This window comes from Acinetobacter johnsonii (assembly GCF_048551975.1).
Taxonomy (GTDB): Bacteria; Pseudomonadota; Gammaproteobacteria; order Pseudomonadales; family Moraxellaceae; genus Acinetobacter; species Acinetobacter johnsonii_A.
On sequence record NZ_JBIMCF010000025.1, the window covers coordinates 1 to 15289 of the forward strand.

General features: G+C 41.5%; 16 protein-coding genes and 1 pseudogene. 7 read left to right on the top strand and 10 right to left on the bottom strand.

All coding sequences use genetic code 11. The annotated features are described in order from the left end of the window. Nucleotides 1–253: 253 nt before the first annotated feature. Complete coding sequence (locus ACG9ZB_RS14330) at nt 254–487, bottom strand: copper resistance protein NlpE N-terminal domain-containing protein (RefSeq protein WP_419326429.1); 234 nt, start codon at nt 485–487, stop codon at nt 254–256. Nucleotides 488–764: 277 nt separating this feature from the next. Here ACG9ZB_RS14330 and ACG9ZB_RS14335 point away from each other — a divergent pair, with 277 nt between their 5' ends. Next, nucleotides 765–1361 carry a 1-acyl-sn-glycerol-3-phosphate acyltransferase gene (locus tag ACG9ZB_RS14335; protein ID WP_201703894.1) on the top strand — a complete coding sequence of 199 codons (597 nt, stop codon included), beginning with the start codon at nt 765–767 and terminating at the stop codon, nt 1359–1361. A gap of 65 nt (nt 1362–1426) precedes the next feature. On the opposite strand, the gene ACG9ZB_RS14340 is transcribed toward ACG9ZB_RS14335, so the two are convergent. The 4 genes and pseudogenes from ACG9ZB_RS14340 to mrdA all read right to left on the bottom strand — a co-directional run bounded on the left by ACG9ZB_RS14340 (nt 1427) and on the right by mrdA (nt 5475). Continuing rightward, nucleotides 1427–1762, bottom strand: a complete 336-nt coding sequence (locus tag ACG9ZB_RS14340; RefSeq protein WP_419326466.1) for a hypothetical protein — start codon at nt 1760–1762, stop codon at nt 1427–1429. Between the two features lie 158 nt (nt 1763–1920). Then, nucleotides 1921–2654 (bottom strand): annotated as a pseudogene (locus tag ACG9ZB_RS14345) (sulfite exporter TauE/SafE family protein). 206 nt (nt 2655–2860) lie between these two features. Next, nucleotides 2861–3427, bottom strand: a complete 567-nt coding sequence (gene rsmD, locus ACG9ZB_RS14350; RefSeq protein ID WP_419326430.1) for a 16S rRNA (guanine(966)-N(2))-methyltransferase RsmD — start codon at nt 3425–3427, stop codon at nt 2861–2863. Nucleotides 3428–3429: 2 nt separating this feature from the next. Beyond that, the gene (mrdA, locus tag ACG9ZB_RS14355; protein WP_419326431.1) at nt 3430–5475 is read right to left on the bottom strand and encodes a penicillin-binding protein 2; all 2046 of its coding nucleotides are present in this window, start codon (nt 5473–5475) and stop codon (nt 3430–3432) included. 241 nt (nt 5476–5716) lie between these two features. Between mrdA and ACG9ZB_RS14360 the strand changes: the two genes are divergently transcribed. The 4 genes from ACG9ZB_RS14360 to ACG9ZB_RS14375 all read left to right on the top strand — a co-directional run bounded on the left by ACG9ZB_RS14360 (nt 5717) and on the right by ACG9ZB_RS14375 (nt 8632). Then, the gene (locus ACG9ZB_RS14360; RefSeq protein ID WP_419326432.1) at nt 5717–6235 is read left to right on the top strand and encodes a hypothetical protein; all 519 of its coding nucleotides are present in this window, start codon (nt 5717–5719) and stop codon (nt 6233–6235) included. A gap of 63 nt (nt 6236–6298) precedes the next feature. Next, nucleotides 6299–7615, top strand: a complete 1317-nt coding sequence (locus ACG9ZB_RS14365; protein ID WP_419326433.1) for a hypothetical protein — start codon at nt 6299–6301, stop codon at nt 7613–7615. Nucleotides 7616–7692: 77 nt separating this feature from the next. Then, complete coding sequence (adk, locus tag ACG9ZB_RS14370) at nt 7693–8352, top strand: adenylate kinase (RefSeq protein WP_419326435.1); 660 nt, start codon at nt 7693–7695, stop codon at nt 8350–8352. A gap of 82 nt (nt 8353–8434) precedes the next feature. Continuing rightward, nucleotides 8435–8632 carry a hypothetical protein gene (locus tag ACG9ZB_RS14375; RefSeq protein ID WP_279670427.1) on the top strand — a complete coding sequence of 66 codons (198 nt, stop codon included), beginning with the start codon at nt 8435–8437 and terminating at the stop codon, nt 8630–8632. 10 nt (nt 8633–8642) lie between these two features. Here the strand turns inward: ACG9ZB_RS14375 and nth are convergent, their stop codons facing one another. Both nth and ACG9ZB_RS14385 read right to left on the bottom strand, forming a co-directional pair. Continuing rightward, a complete protein-coding gene (gene nth, locus ACG9ZB_RS14380) occupies nt 8643–9353 on the bottom strand; it encodes an endonuclease III (RefSeq protein ID WP_419326437.1) in 711 nt (236 codons plus the stop codon). 3 nt (nt 9354–9356) lie between these two features. Continuing rightward, nucleotides 9357–10151 (bottom strand): RnfABCDGE type electron transport complex subunit B, encoded by a 795-nt coding sequence (locus tag ACG9ZB_RS14385; protein WP_419326439.1) that lies wholly within the window; start codon nt 10149–10151, stop codon nt 9357–9359. A gap of 346 nt (nt 10152–10497) precedes the next feature. Here ACG9ZB_RS14385 and gdhA point away from each other — a divergent pair, with 346 nt between their 5' ends. Beyond that, on the top strand, nt 10498–11841 hold the full coding sequence (gdhA, locus tag ACG9ZB_RS14390; RefSeq protein WP_419326440.1) for an NADP-specific glutamate dehydrogenase: 1344 nt from the start codon (nt 10498–10500) through the stop codon (nt 11839–11841). Between the two features lie 66 nt (nt 11842–11907). Here gdhA and ACG9ZB_RS14395 read toward each other — a convergent pair whose 3' ends face one another. The 3 genes from ACG9ZB_RS14395 to rlmH form a co-directional block, all read right to left on the bottom strand. Continuing rightward, nucleotides 11908–12690, bottom strand: coding sequence for a DUF4377 domain-containing protein (locus ACG9ZB_RS14395; RefSeq protein WP_419326441.1), 783 nt, complete (start codon nt 12688–12690; stop codon nt 11908–11910). A gap of 141 nt (nt 12691–12831) precedes the next feature. Beyond that, a complete protein-coding gene (locus tag ACG9ZB_RS14400) occupies nt 12832–13608 on the bottom strand; it encodes a dioxygenase (protein ID WP_419326443.1) in 777 nt (258 codons plus the stop codon). A 108-nt stretch (nt 13609–13716) separates the two neighbouring features. After that, entirely contained in the window at nt 13717–14199 is a 483-nt protein-coding gene (gene rlmH / locus ACG9ZB_RS14405) for a 23S rRNA (pseudouridine(1915)-N(3))-methyltransferase RlmH (protein WP_004980899.1), read from the bottom strand. Between the two features lie 146 nt (nt 14200–14345). Here rlmH and ACG9ZB_RS14410 point away from each other — a divergent pair, with 146 nt between their 5' ends. Continuing rightward, on the top strand, nt 14346–15287 hold the full coding sequence (locus ACG9ZB_RS14410) for a M28 family peptidase (RefSeq protein WP_419326444.1): 942 nt from the start codon (nt 14346–14348) through the stop codon (nt 15285–15287). Nucleotides 15288–15289 lie beyond the last annotated feature (2 nt).

Genomic DNA, 15289 nt, shown 5'->3' on the forward strand with positions numbered 1-15289 from the left:
TTATAAGTAATTTGCCCTTTTTCTACTTCATGTACAACCATCATTTTAAAGGCGAAGCTATAATCACGTTGTGTACGTTTAACTCGTTGTTCTCGTGTATGTTCCATAAAATAAGCCTCTTAAAGGTGTAAACTTATTTCAGGACGGGACAATTTGCATTTCTCTATTTTATCAAAATTCAACCTGCTTTTTTTAGCATACTTTTTGATACACCACCAAAATTTTTGTTTCAGCACGAAATGACGATCTAAGGTCAGCTCAAGTTCGTATCGATCCCAGAACAATCGTGACAGGGCAGAACCCCTTGATATGTGCCTACCCAATCTAAGGCATTTGCTGTGTCTGGTGTATCTAACACGGTTGCGATAGCACTGTCGTCCAGAGATGCAGTGACATTGTGATCTGGTGGAGGATCGTTCTCATTCGGTTTTGAGCATGCGGCTAACATGGTGAAAGATAGGCATATTGCTAAAACAGTCTTTTGCATATACAGCACCCGATATTATTCAGTGTTTAGTTCTACCTTACAGGTGTGCGGGAAATGAATCTGTGAAGATCTGTGAGTGCTTCTGTATCTTCAATAAAGAATACTATTCATGTATTTTTACCTTTAATCTCAAAGACCCTGTTTTTTCTTGAAATATTTGGAATTAAATAAAATATACGTTTATAGATTAATTGTTGTTTTATTGACCGTCTTGCCGTGTACTTGATCAGCAGTATTGCTAGAATCGGCGCGGATTTTCAGTAATGTGGTATTTTTTGTGTTCGAAAAGCTTGCAGAACAAAGTTTAGGCTTAATGGGGTGGCAGATTGATAATCATTGGGATTTGAATATCGATCAATGTGTGATGATTGCAGCGCCACATACCAGCAATTGGGATGCGCTGTATGCTCGTTTGGCATTAAAGGCCTTAGGTGTGCATGTCCGTATCACTATTAAAGACAGCTATATGAAACTACCATTTGGGCCATTTGTTCGTGCAATGGGCGGGATAGGTATTGACCGTCGTCCGAAGCATGAAGGGGAACCGCGTCCTAGTATGGTGCAACTCATGAGTGATCTTTTTAAAGAGCACCCTAAGTTGGTGATGTTGGTCACCCCTGAAGGGACACGTGCCAAGCAGGAACAATGGAAAACAGGTTTTTACCATGTTGCAGTTAGTGCAGGTGTTCCAATTGCATTGGCCTATATGGATTATGCGAAGAAAAAAACTGGGGTGGGTAAAATTATTTATCCTACTGGTGATTATGAAAAAGATATGGCTGAAATTATGGCATTTTATGCGCAAATTTCTGCTAAATTTCCTCAAGATTTCAGTGTCGATACTCGCTATCACAACGACTCAACTGCGTCTTAAATTCGAATCATATGAAATAAAAAAAGACAGCTTTCGAGCTGTCTTTTTTTATTGTTAACCGTATTTTAAGGGCTCTGCTGAGGATTGGGTAAAACCCCACCTAGTGACTGGCATGCGGCCGTATAACTTTGTAGCTGTGTTTCAATCACTTCGGGCAGGGGAAGGTCAAAAATTTGATCACCGTGTTGATAGCTTTCTACATAGGATTGGGCTTTTTGTTTGCTGCTGGCCAGCACTTGTTCATGATAACTGGTCATGCTGCTGTGGTCTGCCTGATCGCGTTCTATATTTTGACAGTCAAAAGATTGGAGAAGTTTTTCGGCTTGTTTTATTTCTTTGGATGAGCTTATGGAGCAAGCACTGATAAAGCAAAAACTCAGTAGTGCAAGAGGCAGTTTCATATATGGTGAGCGATGGGGTGGAAGGTACGCCAATTGTATAAAGATTTTTGGAGTTGGAGAAAGCCCATTAGAGCTAAGTTGTTTAAAGATGAGCCTATTTTGACACAAAATACACAATTGCTGACCCAAGCCATTACTCAGATTCAGGTTTTATAGCACTACAGAAAGCGATAGCTGATACATAGAAAACAGCGTGAACTAAACAATAAACCCAGTACCGTATGTTTGAACTGCCGCTCAGAAATTTTATAAAACAATTGCGTGCCGAGCATGGCCGGTAGACTCACACTCAAAAGTAAGATGCCCATATAGGATAAATGTTGCAAGTTTAAATTTCCGCAGAGCAGATAGGTGAGTAGGGTGAATAGCTGAATGGCGAAATTAAAATGCCTTAAAATTGAGCGCTGTTGCTCTTTAGGAAGGTTTTTTAACATGACCCAAGCTGAAGGTAATGAACCACAAAAGCCTCCTAACCCACCCAATACCCCCCAAGAAAACCGATACTGCTATCGGCGTATTTTCCAGAGTTTTGAATGAAGCGAATCTTGGGATTAAGTAGCATTAATGGACACCAAAGAATCAGAAAGATCCCTAGAACCAGTTTAAAGGTAGATGCTTGAATGATGTCTAACAGATAGGTTCCCAATGGAACGCCAATTAGACCTGCAAGTATATAAGGCGTAACAAGGCTTTTATCAAGTTGAAAGGCAGATTCTGACTTTAAGGAAATTAGGTGACTCCAGACTGAGGCGAACACCACCAAGGGCGCTGCGAGCTGAGGTGCTAAGATCCAGACCCAAAATGACATGGCGATTAAGGCAAATGCAAAGCCCGTGAGTCCCTGCACAAAACCCGCCACCATTGCACCTAAGATAAAGATCAACCAAGTCATATGCGATATATTTAAAATTTTAGAGAGTGTACGGTTTTTTGATCGGTCTACATAGTTTTAGACATGAAAAATGACTGAAACCTTAGCTTGATTTTGAATATGTATATTGATCTTCATACATAGCGTAGCTCAGAACCATACTAATATGCGCTAAGACCACTTTCTTTCGTGATGGCGTAAATCAAAAGGACATAAAAGTGTCTAGATTATGGGGAAACCACTATTTTCTTTTGGTATAAACCTGCACGTACAGACCCAGCTTTGGTGTTCTTCATTTGAATCCACGATGCTGGAAGTTTTAACTGATTCAAATCCCGATCGGCTTCTACATAAATATAGCCATTATTTTGAATCAGAGGATCAGCCAAGAGAGCCAATTCTTCCCATAGCTCTAGGCTATACGGCGGGTCTAAAAAGGCCAAATCAAACTGTTCTTTTAAGGTGGGTAATGTTTGCTGTGCAGTCGCTACTTTTAACTGGGCACGAGACTTAGGGACTTTAAGGAGTTCCAAGTTTTGCGTTAAAAATTGTGCTTGACTACGGTCAGGTTCAATCATCACTACTTTTGAGGCACCACGTGATAATGCTTCAAATGCCAATGCACCCGAACCTGCACAAATATCCAAAACATTGGTGTTTTGTATATCCCACATGAGCCAATTAAACAAAGTCTCACGTACGCGATCGGGCGTAGGACGTAAACCTTCAATACTGGCAAAAGGTAGTTGACGACGTTTCCAGTCCCCTCCAATGATCCGGAGTTGATTTTTCATAGTTAGTCTGACTCCACAGGTGCAGAAGACGGTGTAGCTGAACGGCTGATATTTGCCGTTGTTGAAGTGCGGGCTGTATTGGAAGTACTGGTTGGTGCTGCTACACTTGCCCCAGTTGTGGTCGCTGGTGGAGTGCTACCACTTGGTAATTCACCCGGTTTAATCCCCGCTGTCATCAAACCACCACTAATTTGATGGTTTTGTGGACGAATTGGATTTTTATGACGAGTGAGCAACCAGTAATCTAAGATCGGACGAGCCAGCTGTGCCGCAGAACCACCATGGCGACCATTTTCCCAAACTACTGCAATCGCAATTTCAGGGTTTTCGGCAGGTGCAAAGCCCACGAATAAACCGTGGTCTAATTGACGTTCGGTTAGTAGGGCTTCATTGTAGCGTTTACCTTGAGCAATACTTTTGACCTGTGCCGTACCAGTTTTACCTGCAATTTTATACATTGGCGTGCGAATACCACGTCCAGTACCTGTTTCAATGACATCGACCATGGCATCACGCATTTTTACCCAGTCTTCGTCTGTACCATTGAACTGGATTCTGCCATCAGGTGCATTTAAGTCTTTATGTGATTTCGCGCCTTTACTGGTTTGTAAAACATGCGGAATCACATGTGAACCATGATTCGCAGTAATGGCAGTTGCCATGGCTAATTGTAGGGGGGTTGCGGTAAAAGCACCTTGTCCAATACTCACTGAAATGGTTTCACCTTTAAGCCATTTTGCATCGCGAGTACGCATTTTCCATTCAGGGTTTGGGTAAAGGCCTGTACTTTCACTTGGTAAATCAACACCTGTTTTTTCACCAAAGCCAAACTGACGCATCCATGTGTTCATTTTTTCAATGCCCATTCGGAAAGACAGAATGTAATAAAAGGTATCGCAAGAAACAACTTGAGCTTTATGCAAATTGACCACGCCATGCCCTGACTTTTTCCAGTCACGGAATTTATGAGAATCGCCCGGAAGAGTGAAATAGCCATGATCGGAAATAGCCGTGCCCCAATCAATTAAGCCATAATGAATACCACCTAAACCAAACATTGGTTTAATGGTCGAGCCGGGCGGGTAAGCACCTTGCACAGCACGATTATATAGTGGTTGATCGAGGTTATCGCGTAAACCACTATAGTCGGTATGGCTAATCCCCGTGACAAACAGGTTAGGGTTAAAACTTGGACTTGAGACCAAGGCCAGAATTTCACCTGTACGTGGATCCATCGCCACGATTGCACCACGACGACCTGCAAGCTGCTCTGAGGCAACTGTCTGCAAACCATAATCGAGTGAAAGATATAAGTCATTACCACGAACGGGTTCTTTGCGACCTAAATGACGTAGCACGTTACCATGTGCATCGGCTTCGACAGACTCATTTCCTGGTACACCATGCAGTAAATCTTCATAGGAGCTTTCTACCCCAATTTTACCAATCAGGTTAGTGCCCGCATACAAATCTTTATTGATGCTTTTTAATTCTTTATCGTTAATTCGACCCACATAACCAATCACATGGGCAAACAGCTCACCATGTGGATAGTAGCGCGTCATCTGGGTTTCGATATTGACCCCAGGGAATTGATATTTAACTTCGCTAAAGCGAGCGATATCATTTTCATTGAGATTAAGTTTAATGGAAACGCGTTCAGTTTTACGCGAGGCTTTAATACGACTGTTAAAGCGCTCAATATCATCTGGTGTGAGTTCTAAGATTGGCGTTAAACGTTCAATGGTGGCATCAATATCCGTCACATCCGCTCGACTCATCGTCGCGGTAAAGACTGGATAGTTGTCTGCCAATAGCACACCATTGCGGTCATAAATATAACCACGTGCAGGGGCTAAAGGTTGTAGACGGATACGGTTTTGATCGGATGCAGTTGAAAACTCATCAAATTGCACCAGCTGCAAATAGGCATAGCGAGTGACTAAAATCAGCAAGAAGAAAACCACAATACCCATGGAGATAAAGGTACGATTTCGAAAAATGCGCTTTTCTTGTTGGACATTTTTTAAAGGAAAGTGCTGTTTCATACCAAATCGACTTAAACACATGGATAAAGAGGAAAATACCTGCGCGCTATTCTAACGCATGTCACACTGTTTTGATATTTGTTATCGCTGCTTCTGCTTTTCATTTTTGCCTAAATTTTGACTTTATAGACATCAAAAATATAAATTGCTGTATATAAGTGTTTTATAAATTCTGCTACAGTCAAAATCCTGTAAAAAGGGACCAATTACTAAAATAACATTACGGATAATGGTGACAATAATGACAAGAATTTATCCAGTGTTGGCACTTGTTGCCTGTGCAAACGTAGCCTACGCTCAAGATAATTCCTTTTTGCCTGATGCGAAAATTCATGCTGACAGTGCTCAAACGTGGAATGTAGGGGCTGGTGTAACGCAGAAATTACTGCACACCAATTTGGAATGGGTGAATCCTTATGGCATTGCATACGCAAAAGCTGGGGTATTTATCAATGATGATTACCCTGTCGGTGGTCAGCTAGGTTTTAGATTTCCTGTGCATTTTACTGGTAAAGATAAAAATGGCTATTATCTCGGTGTTTATGCAGGGCATATTGACAGTAAGAAAGTGGATGGTGAGTACGAATCTCGCCTTGGTGGTGGTGTAGATCTTGCTTATGTGTTACTGAGTCCTGAGCGAATCAGCACTTTCAGTGTGGGGATTGGCGCAGGGGAAAAACTCGAAACTAAATCGGGGGATGTGATTGTAGAAACCGAACCGAGACTACAATTTTCCTATACTTTAAGCTTTGGTTTATAGACACAATATCTTTTTTAAAACGCTATATAATTCAGTTAATAAAATTAAATATGGAAGTTATGCATGCTTGAGTACGTCAATCAGTTGTGGCAAACCTTTTTGAATAGACCCGATTTTTGGGCTGTACTCAGTATTATCCCTGTAACTGCATTTGTAACATGGGCGCATGTTTGGATGGCCCTGAAAATGGTCTTTTATCCGATTAACTTTTGGGGCTTCCATATTGGCCCTTTACCTGTCGGTTGGCAGGGGATTGTGCCCAGAAAGGCAGGGCGTATTTCAGGCATCATTACGGATAATACCTTATCTAAACTTGGTTCTTTGCGTGAATTTTTAGATGCAATGGATCCTGAGGATATGGCGCGAATCATTGGTGAGCAAGTTGGTTTTGAACTTGAGCACCTGATTGATGAAGTCATGATTGACCGTAATGCTGTACTTTGGGAAAACTTACCTTATTCGATTAAGCGTCGAATTTATGCGCAGGCACACAAACAGCTTCCAGCTGTGCTCAGAGAATTAGTGACCGAACTGACCATGAACGTCGAGTCACTTGTAGATATGCGCGATATGGTGGTCAGCCAAATGGAAGGTGACCGCAGACTGATGGTGCGTATGTTCTTGAAAGTGGGTCAGAAAGAAATCAACTTTATTTGGCATATTAGTGCCCTCATTGGGATGTTCTTTGGTATCTTCCAAATGATTGTTTGGTTTGTGGTGCCATGGCATTGGACGGTTCCATTTTGGGCGGCAGTATGGGGTTTCTTAACCAACTGGATTGCGATTTGGATGGTGTTTAATCCAATTGAGCCACACTATGTTCGATATCTGCAACTGACTGAATTAACAAAAGATCGTAAGTTTCCATGGATTAAGCCTGTGATTCCGCGCATTGGGACTTATAATGTGCAAGGCGCTTTCATGAAGCGTCAAGAAGAAGTGTCTGATGTGTTTGCAAGTGTAGTCACAGAAGACCTGATTACGTTAAAATCCATCATGACTGAAATGATGTATGGCAATAAAAAAGACAAGACCCGTCGTATTGTCAAACGTCATATTAATGAAATTATGGAAACACCATTGGTGAGAACATCTTTGCAGCTGTCTTTGGGGCCACGTGAATACGCAAAACTGAAGACAGACTTGATTGATCGTTCAATTGAAATTACGATGGTGCCTGTATGCGACCCAGCGTTCAATGCGAGCCGTGCACAGAAAATCTATAAAATGTTTAGAGACCGTATTCGAGAGCTAACGCCGAAAGAATTTCAAAACTTATTACGTCCTGCATTTCAGGAAGACGAATGGATTTTGATTCTATTGGGTGGGGTAACTGGCTTCATTGCGGGTACAATACATTTGTTTGTAGCTTTCTTATAATTAGATGCTAAAAATATGTCGAATTTTTCGGCATGTACAAAGTGTCAAATACATTGTTTAAATGAGGATGTTTTTTTATGCGCATTATCTTACTCGGACCACCTGGAGCAGGTAAAGGTACACAAGCTCAGTTGATCTGTAAGCGCTACAATGTCCCACAAATTTCAACCGGTGATATGCTCCGTGCTGCAATTCGTGAAGGAACTGAACTCGGTCTACAGGCTAAAAGCGTGATGGACAATGGTGGTCTTGTGTCTGATGAACTGATCATTGGTTTAGTGAAAGAACGTATTGCACAACCTGACTGTGTAAATGGCTGTATCTTTGATGGTTTCCCTCGTACAATTCCTCAAGCCGAAGCGCTTGAAAAAGAAGGCATCAACATTGATCACGTGATTGAAATTGATGTTCCTGACGAAGAAATCGTACAACGTCTTTCTGGTCGCCGTCAGCACCCTGCATCGGGCCGTGTTTATCACATCGTTTACAATCCACCTAAAGTGGAAGGTAAGGACGACGAAACTGGTGAAGAGCTGGTACAGCGTCCAGATGACCAAGAAGCAACGATTCGTAAACGTTTAGGTTCATACCACACTGAAACTGAACAGTTGGTTGGTTTCTACCAAGGTCGCGCAGCGTCTGGTGAAAATGCACCAACCTATGACAAGCTGAATGGCTTACGTCCAATTGAAGAAGTACAAGCAGATTTGTTCGCGATTCTTGATCAAGACAAATAATTGCATGTTTTAAACATGGCAATCTTTTGACATTGAAAGAGCTCTAAGTCATATTAGGGCTCTTTTTCTTGATCCTCTAAAAATGGAGTCGCGTGTGGCACAAGTTGGAATCATTGTTTTAATTATTGTTGCTGCGGCGGTCTTGGTGGGTTTGTTTTATATCAGCGTAAAAATGCTACGCGATGTCAGTAAACAAGAAAAAATGTCGAAGAAGCAGCCAGAACGTCAGTTACATCCGAAGTTGCAGCAAGACTTAAAAGATAAATCAAATCAACAATAAAAACTGAACTTTAGTGTTCAGCTTCAATCATCGTTGTGGCAATACGTGCTGCACCAAATTCAAAACGATCTGGCCAGTTACACACATCTGAAACGATGCATTCATGACATTTCGGTTTGCGTGCGATACAGCAGTATCGACCATGTAAAATCAGCCAATGATGCGAGTCGACAATAAATTCTTTCGGAATGACTTTTACCAAACGATGTTCGACTTCAAGCACATTTTTGCCGACCGCTAATCCCGTACGATTGCCTAAACGAAAAATATGCGTATCGACCGCCATCGTCGGTTGTCCAAAAGCAGTATTTAACACCACATTGGCTGTTTTTCGCCCTACACCGGGTAAAGCTTCTAAATCGGCACGGTTGTTTGGCACGATGCTATTATGTTTTTCAATCAGTATTTTACAGGCTTTAATGAGATTCTCAGCCTTCGCATTATATAAGCCTATGGTTTTAATATAGGTTTTTAAACCATCTACCCCTAAGGCATAAATAGTTTCAGGTGTATTGGCGACTGGAAAGAGTTTATCGGTGGCTTTGTTGACACTCACATCCGTCGCCTGAGCAGACAAGGTAACAGCCACCAACAGCTCAAAAGGACTCGAATAATTCAATTCAGTTTTGGGGTTTGGACGTTGTGCGCGTAAACGTTCAAAAAAGATTTGGATTTGCTTTTTGGTCATGTTTTTTACGGGTTTTCCGCTTGTCGTTAGCATGTTTTAAGCTCCCTGTAACAGATTAAGCTGTTGGATTAAATCATCTAACAACAGACGTTTTTTCGTATCTTCACGCACGCTGAGCTGCTTTTCTAGTTTTTTGATTTGTACACGTAATTTCGCTAGCTCAATGGTGGATTTTGCATCGAGCTTTGTTGACATTTCTGGTTCTTTTTCAATGATTTGAATATCAGGTACAGCATCGTTCTGTGCTGAAAACTGCGCAAATAACGCCGTATCAATTTCCGCACGAACCACTGGACCTTTACGGTGTAGACGCTGTTTTTCCTCACGTTGAATGTGCGCGTAATAGCGTTGTCTTAAATCATCTTGCTCAGCTTTGCGTAAGATTTCCGTTGGTATACCGTTTACATCTGGAATAAGGTCAATACAGTCGACAGGACAAGGTGGGATACACAATTCACAGCCTGTACACAGATCAGTCAAAATACTGTGCATGAGTTTACCTGAGCCAATAATGGCGTCTACAGGACAGGCACTAATACATTTTGTACAACCAATGCATTCATCTTCACGAATAACTGCTTTCATTCTTTGTGGTCGGCCATCGGCTTGAATAGGCCAAACACTTTGTTCTGCAATTAATTCTGGCCGATTGAGCAACTGAGCCAATGCATCGGCTACAGGTTGCCCGCCGGGTACACATTTATTGGCTGCTTCACCTTCGCTGATGGCTTGGGCATAAGGCAGACATCCATCACGATGTCCGCAGAGTCCACATTGGGTTTGGGGAAGGAGAGCATCGATATTTTGGATCAGGGAAATGTGCGAATTCATGCGTAAACCAATCCTGCAACTGAATTTGCAGAGATATTAGGAGAAATAGTTAGATCACTGAATTTTACCATGTTTTTTTTGAATAATCCTGTGTTCTAAAAAGGTTCACTAATTGCATCATTTTTGAGCAAAAAAAGATTTTAAGCCTGTGTTTTTATTGGTGTTTTTTATAACTAGTTTTTAGGTATGTTTTATATAAATAATTGTTATATAAATGATAAATATGTTTTCTTATAGAAATGTGTTGTGAATTATGAGTAAAAGATATTTAATTGTTTGCGCCAAAATTTAACATTGTTTATAAAATTTGACCATTTTTGATCCATTTTCTGCTGAGGATTAAGCGTTGAAATATAACAGCCTTAATGAGTTTTTAGATTACGTGAAAACACGTGATGAACATCAACCCGAGTTTCTACAAGCGGTAGAGGAAGTCATGACCAGCCTTTGGCCGTTCATTGAAAAAAATCCTCGTTATGCAGACCACGGCTTGCTAGAACGTTTAGTTGAGCCAGAGCGTGCGATTCAATTCCGCGTTTCATGGGTGGATGATCAAGGTCAAACCCATGTAAACCGTGCTTTCCGTGTTCAATACAACTCGGCTATTGGTCCATTTAAAGGTGGTATGCGTTTTCATCCATCGGTGAACTTGTCTATTCTTAAGTTCTTGGGTTTTGAACAGACCTTTAAAAATGCCCTCACTACACTGCCAATGGGCGGTGGTAAAGGTGGTTCAGACTTTGATCCTAAGGGTAAGTCTGAAGGCGAAATTATGCGTTTCTGCCAAGCGCTAATGATTGAGCTATACCGTCACCTAGGTTCAAATACGGATATCCCTGCAGGTGATATTGGTGTGGGTGGCCGTGAAGTGGGTTATATGGCTGGCATGATGAAGAAGTTGAGTAATGACACTTCATCTGTGTTTACGGGTAAAGGTTTGACCTTTGGTGGTTCTTTGGCGCGTCCTGAAGCAACGGGCTACGGCACAGTGTATTTTGCTGAAGAAATGCTGAAAACACGTGGCGACTGCTTCCAAGGCAAAACAGTCACGATTTCTGGTTCTGGTAACGTAGCACAGTACGCAGCTGAAAAAGCAATGTATCTGGGTGCAAAAGTCGTTTCATTGTCTGACTCTGCGGGTACGGTATATGTAAAAGCAGGTTTTACCGATGCTTTACTTGCTGAAGTGATGGAATTGAAAAATGTGAAGCGCGGTCGTATTTCTGAGTTTGCATCTAAGCATGGCTTTGAATACTTAGAAGGCCAGCGTCCATGGTCTATTCCATGTGATATTGCACTGCCATGTGCAACTCAAAATGAGTTAGATCAGGCAGATGCTGAAGTACTTCTTGCAAATGGTGTGATTTGTGTCGCTGAAGGGGCAAACATGCCTTCCACCTTAGATGCAGTCGAAAAATTCGTTGAAGCAAAAATTTTATACGCACCAGGTAAAGCATCGAACGCGGGTGGTGTTGCGACTTCGGGCTTAGAAATGTCACAAAATGCTTTGCGTTTGGGTTGGACTTTTGAAGAAGTCGATGAGCGCTTACATGCGATCATGAAAGAAATTCACCGTAACTGTGTGAAATACGGTACACAAGCAGATGGTACTGTGAACTATGTAAATGGTGCCAACATTGCAGGCTTTGTAAAAGTTGCCGATGCAATGCTCGCTCAAGGCATATTCTAAGTTTATATATACTTAGATAAAAGACCGAGGCCTGAGGCCTCGGTCTTTTTCTAGATCATTGAACGGTTACAATGAACCTTTTACCGCTTCACGTTCAATAATCATGTCTTGAGCATAAGCATATTTTGACTGGTCAGCTGCTGGGTTGGCAATTTCAAAACGTTTAACACGCACGATTTGATGTTCTTTCGGATTGTGAGTGAAACCATCGATATGGTTATAGAATAAAGTCCAGTCTTTATCGACCTGTGTCTTTACGCCATTATCAGCATATTTAATTTCACGAACTTGTAGGCATTCCATACGGGCAACACCTGCAGAACATGTTTTGGTTTCTGGTGAAATTTCTAAGAAAACAGTTTCACCTTGGCTTTGATATTTCGATTCAGCAGTTTGTTTGCCTGTGAATACAATTTTTTCACCTTTTGCTGATACCACGGTCAGTGTTGGTGCATCAGGATCATTTAGGTTTAAAACAAACGGTGCTTTACGGTTGTCAAATAAATCTGCTGCGACACCTTCTTGAGCCATGGCTTTTGGTTCACATGCCATTTGAGTCGCCATCAGGTTATCCGTCACAATTTGATTATTTTCAACTTTCCAACTAGTCCCCATACCGTTACAACTGGTTGAAATGCCTAAGCGACCTGCTTGTTTGTCAAAGTTTAAAACCAATGGTTTAGGCGCATCTGCGGTGTTCGCGCTCCAATGGTGGTTTGCGAGTGTTTGATCTGCATTTTGTTGTTGTAGTACAGACACAGCCAAATCTCCTACTTTTTGAATATCAGATGATTGGCAAGCAGCCAGTGCGAGTGGGAAAAGGGCAATCGCTAAATATTTTAAGTTCATGGCTTGCAAGTTCTTTATTTAAAATAACAAGATACATGCTATCCGATGTTGTTTTTAAAATAATGGATACATTCAGTTCTTTTGGGTTTCAAAACGTATCCATAAATATTTTTTTGTTAATGCATAAATAAAATTTATGAACTAATCGAAACGATAAATGTCCATGCCCAGTGCACCCATAGTAAAACTACTATGCACAATATTGAAACGATGACCTGTACCCATTGCAAAAAATATCGGGGCAAAGTGTTCCAACGTTGGGTGGTTACGACGGACAAAAGGAATCGATTCCCAGTCTAAAATAGCGTCAAAGTCCTGATGACTAAGTTTCGCGACCACATGATTACGAAACATCGATGCCCACTCAGGTACCGCTTGTGACTGACCATGCCAAGACAATTCAGCTAAGTTATGGGTAATACTCCCTGAGCCGATGAGTAGAACCTGCTGCTCGCGTAGTGGTGCAAGGGTTTGTCCAATTTTATAAATCTCTTGGGCCGACAGATTCATCGGGAGTGAAATTTCCACCACAGGGATATCTGCATCTGGATACATATGGAGTAAAGGCATCCAAACGCCATGATCACGCGGATGAGTACTGTTTGCATGAGCTGAAAAACCGGCTTCTGCCAATAAATGTAGAATTTCTTCAGCTAGAACAGGTTGACCGGGTGCTGGGTAGCGAATGTCATAAAGCTCAGGAGGAAAGCCTCGAAAATCATGCCATGTCTCAGGACGGACTCCGGTACTTACTTCAAGTGAGTTACTTTCCCAGTGTGCAGACATAATCACAATTGCGTGTGGTGTCGGTAAGTTTAGACCCAAACGATGTAACGCTGGCCCAACTTGCTCTGGATTCAACGCAAGCATGGGTGAGCCATGAGAAATGAATAAGCCGGGTAGCGTTTGTAAGTTCATGGTGAAAGCCTAATAAGAGAAGATGAAAAGAATTTTGTCAGATTCTTATCAACTGTGTAATGGGGGAAATATCAACGTATTGTTCCAAAAATGGAACATTGCTTGAACTTAACCTGCACGATGATAAGGGTGATTATGGTTAATACTCATCGCACGGTAGAGTTGTTCAATCAGCATCACGCGAACCATCGGGTGAGGTAAGGTCAGTTTGGATAAAGACCAATGCCAAGCAGCTGCTTTACGTACTGCTTCAGAGTGACCGTCAGGCCCACCAATTGCCAGTACAATATCATTGCCCTCAAGCATCCATCCTTTCATGGTTTCTGCCAGTTTTTCGGTGCTAAACTCACGACCACCGACTTCCAAAGCAATCAGTACTTCGTTGCCTTTCATTGCATTTAAAATGCTATCACCTTCAATTTGACGGTATTTTAAAATATCTGCTTCTGAATCATTTTTACCGCGTTTTGCCATTGGAAGTTCAATAATCTGCGTTTGCACAAAAGGTTGAATACGTTTGAAATAATCTTCAAAACCAGTCAGTACCCATGCAGGCATTTTTTGACCAATGGTCAGAATACGGATTTTCATAATGGGTCAAATATAAGGAGACGATTCATTATAACTGTGAAAGCAAGGCTTTGCAGTGAGACGAAACAAAATGCAATTGAATTCACTGAACTAATGTTGCTTAATTCAACAGATGAGATGAATAAGAAATACTTGGAATAATAACAATGTGGCTCAAAACTTTAAAAAAACAGGCTTTTTTGTTGATTGTTGTACTGAGTACTTTCACAGGGCAGGTATTTGCAAGCAACGTCAAAATGGCTGATGAACAAAACCTACAAGTTTATTTGGAGCAAGTGATTGGTCAAGGCAAAGCACGGAACTATAAAAATCTTGATGAACTAAACCGTGTCTCTGCATGGATCAAAGAACAAATGCGATTATTAGGCGTTCCTTGTCACTATCAAAACTTTACGGCCAATCAGCAAATTTACCGAAATGTAGTGTGTAGTTTAAACGTCGGACGGGCAGACCGCGTGATTGTTGGGGCACATTATGACGTCTTTGGCGATCAGGATGGCGCAGATGACAATGCCTCTGGCGTTGCCGGCGTGATTGAAACGGCGCGTATTTTGGCAGAGCTAAAGTTTAAACTGCCTAACAATGTGGACTTTGTGTTCTATAGTTTAGAAGAACCACCGTTTTCTAAAACTGAACAAATGGGCAGTTATGTGCATGCGAAATCTGTTCAGTCACAAAAAGATAAGATTAAAGGTGTGTATATTTTAGAAATGATAGGATTCTTTAGCGAACAACCTATCCAAAGCTATCCTGTGGGGTTAAAGTGGATTTATCCAAGCCATGGTAATTTTATTGCGACCGTAAGTAACGTTAGCTCACGTGATTTAGGCTCAGGCTATTGTACAGCGATGCAGCAACTTGATCAGTTGGAATGTCAGCGTTTGGTTGCTCCGAGATTCGCTAATGCTTTTGATTTTTCAGATCATTTGAATTATTGGGAGTTTGATATCCCCGCAGTGATGATTACCGATACCGCATTTTATCGAAATGGTCACTACCATACGAAAGCCGATCGCTTAGCGACATTGAATTTGACTAAAATGGCTAATGTGATCGACGGGTTGGTACAGCATTTATTGAAACCTTAAGA

Bases quoted from the DNA above. Each gene is read 5' to 3' on its own strand.
- ACG9ZB_RS14340 (WP_419326466.1), bottom strand. From the start codon at position 1,762: ATGAAACTGCCTCTTGCACTACTGAGTTTTTGCTTTATCAGTGCTTGC.
- ACG9ZB_RS14395 (WP_419326441.1), bottom strand. From the start codon at position 12,690: ATGAACTTAAAATATTTAGCGATTGCCCTTTTCCCACTCGCACTGGCT.
- ACG9ZB_RS14330 (WP_419326429.1), bottom strand. From the start codon at position 487: ATGCAAAAGACTGTTTTAGCAATATGCCTATCTTTCACCATGTTAGCC.
- ACG9ZB_RS14375 (WP_279670427.1), top strand. From the start codon at position 8,435: ATGGAGTCGCGTGTGGCACAAGTTGGAATCATTGTTTTAATTATTGTT.
- ACG9ZB_RS14410 (WP_419326444.1), top strand. From the start codon at position 14,346: ATGTGGCTCAAAACTTTAAAAAAACAGGCTTTTTTGTTGATTGTTGTA.
- ACG9ZB_RS14365 (WP_419326433.1), top strand. From the start codon at position 6,299: ATGCTTGAGTACGTCAATCAGTTGTGGCAAACCTTTTTGAATAGACCC.
- ACG9ZB_RS14400 (WP_419326443.1), bottom strand. From the start codon at position 13,608: ATGAACTTACAAACGCTACCCGGCTTATTCATTTCTCATGGCTCACCC.
- rsmD (WP_419326430.1), bottom strand. From the start codon at position 3,427: ATGAAAAATCAACTCCGGATCATTGGAGGGGACTGGAAACGTCGTCAA.
- rlmH (WP_004980899.1), bottom strand. From the start codon at position 14,199: ATGAAAATCCGTATTCTGACCATTGGTCAAAAAATGCCTGCATGGGTA.
- ACG9ZB_RS14360 (WP_419326432.1), top strand. From the start codon at position 5,717: ATGACAAGAATTTATCCAGTGTTGGCACTTGTTGCCTGTGCAAACGTA.
- nth (WP_419326437.1), bottom strand. From the start codon at position 9,353: ATGCTAACGACAAGCGGAAAACCCGTAAAAAACATGACCAAAAAGCAA.
- ACG9ZB_RS14385 (WP_419326439.1), bottom strand. From the start codon at position 10,151: ATGAATTCGCACATTTCCCTGATCCAAAATATCGATGCTCTCCTTCCC.
- mrdA (WP_419326431.1), bottom strand. From the start codon at position 5,475: ATGAAACAGCACTTTCCTTTAAAAAATGTCCAACAAGAAAAGCGCATT.
- adk (WP_419326435.1), top strand. From the start codon at position 7,693: ATGCGCATTATCTTACTCGGACCACCTGGAGCAGGTAAAGGTACACAA.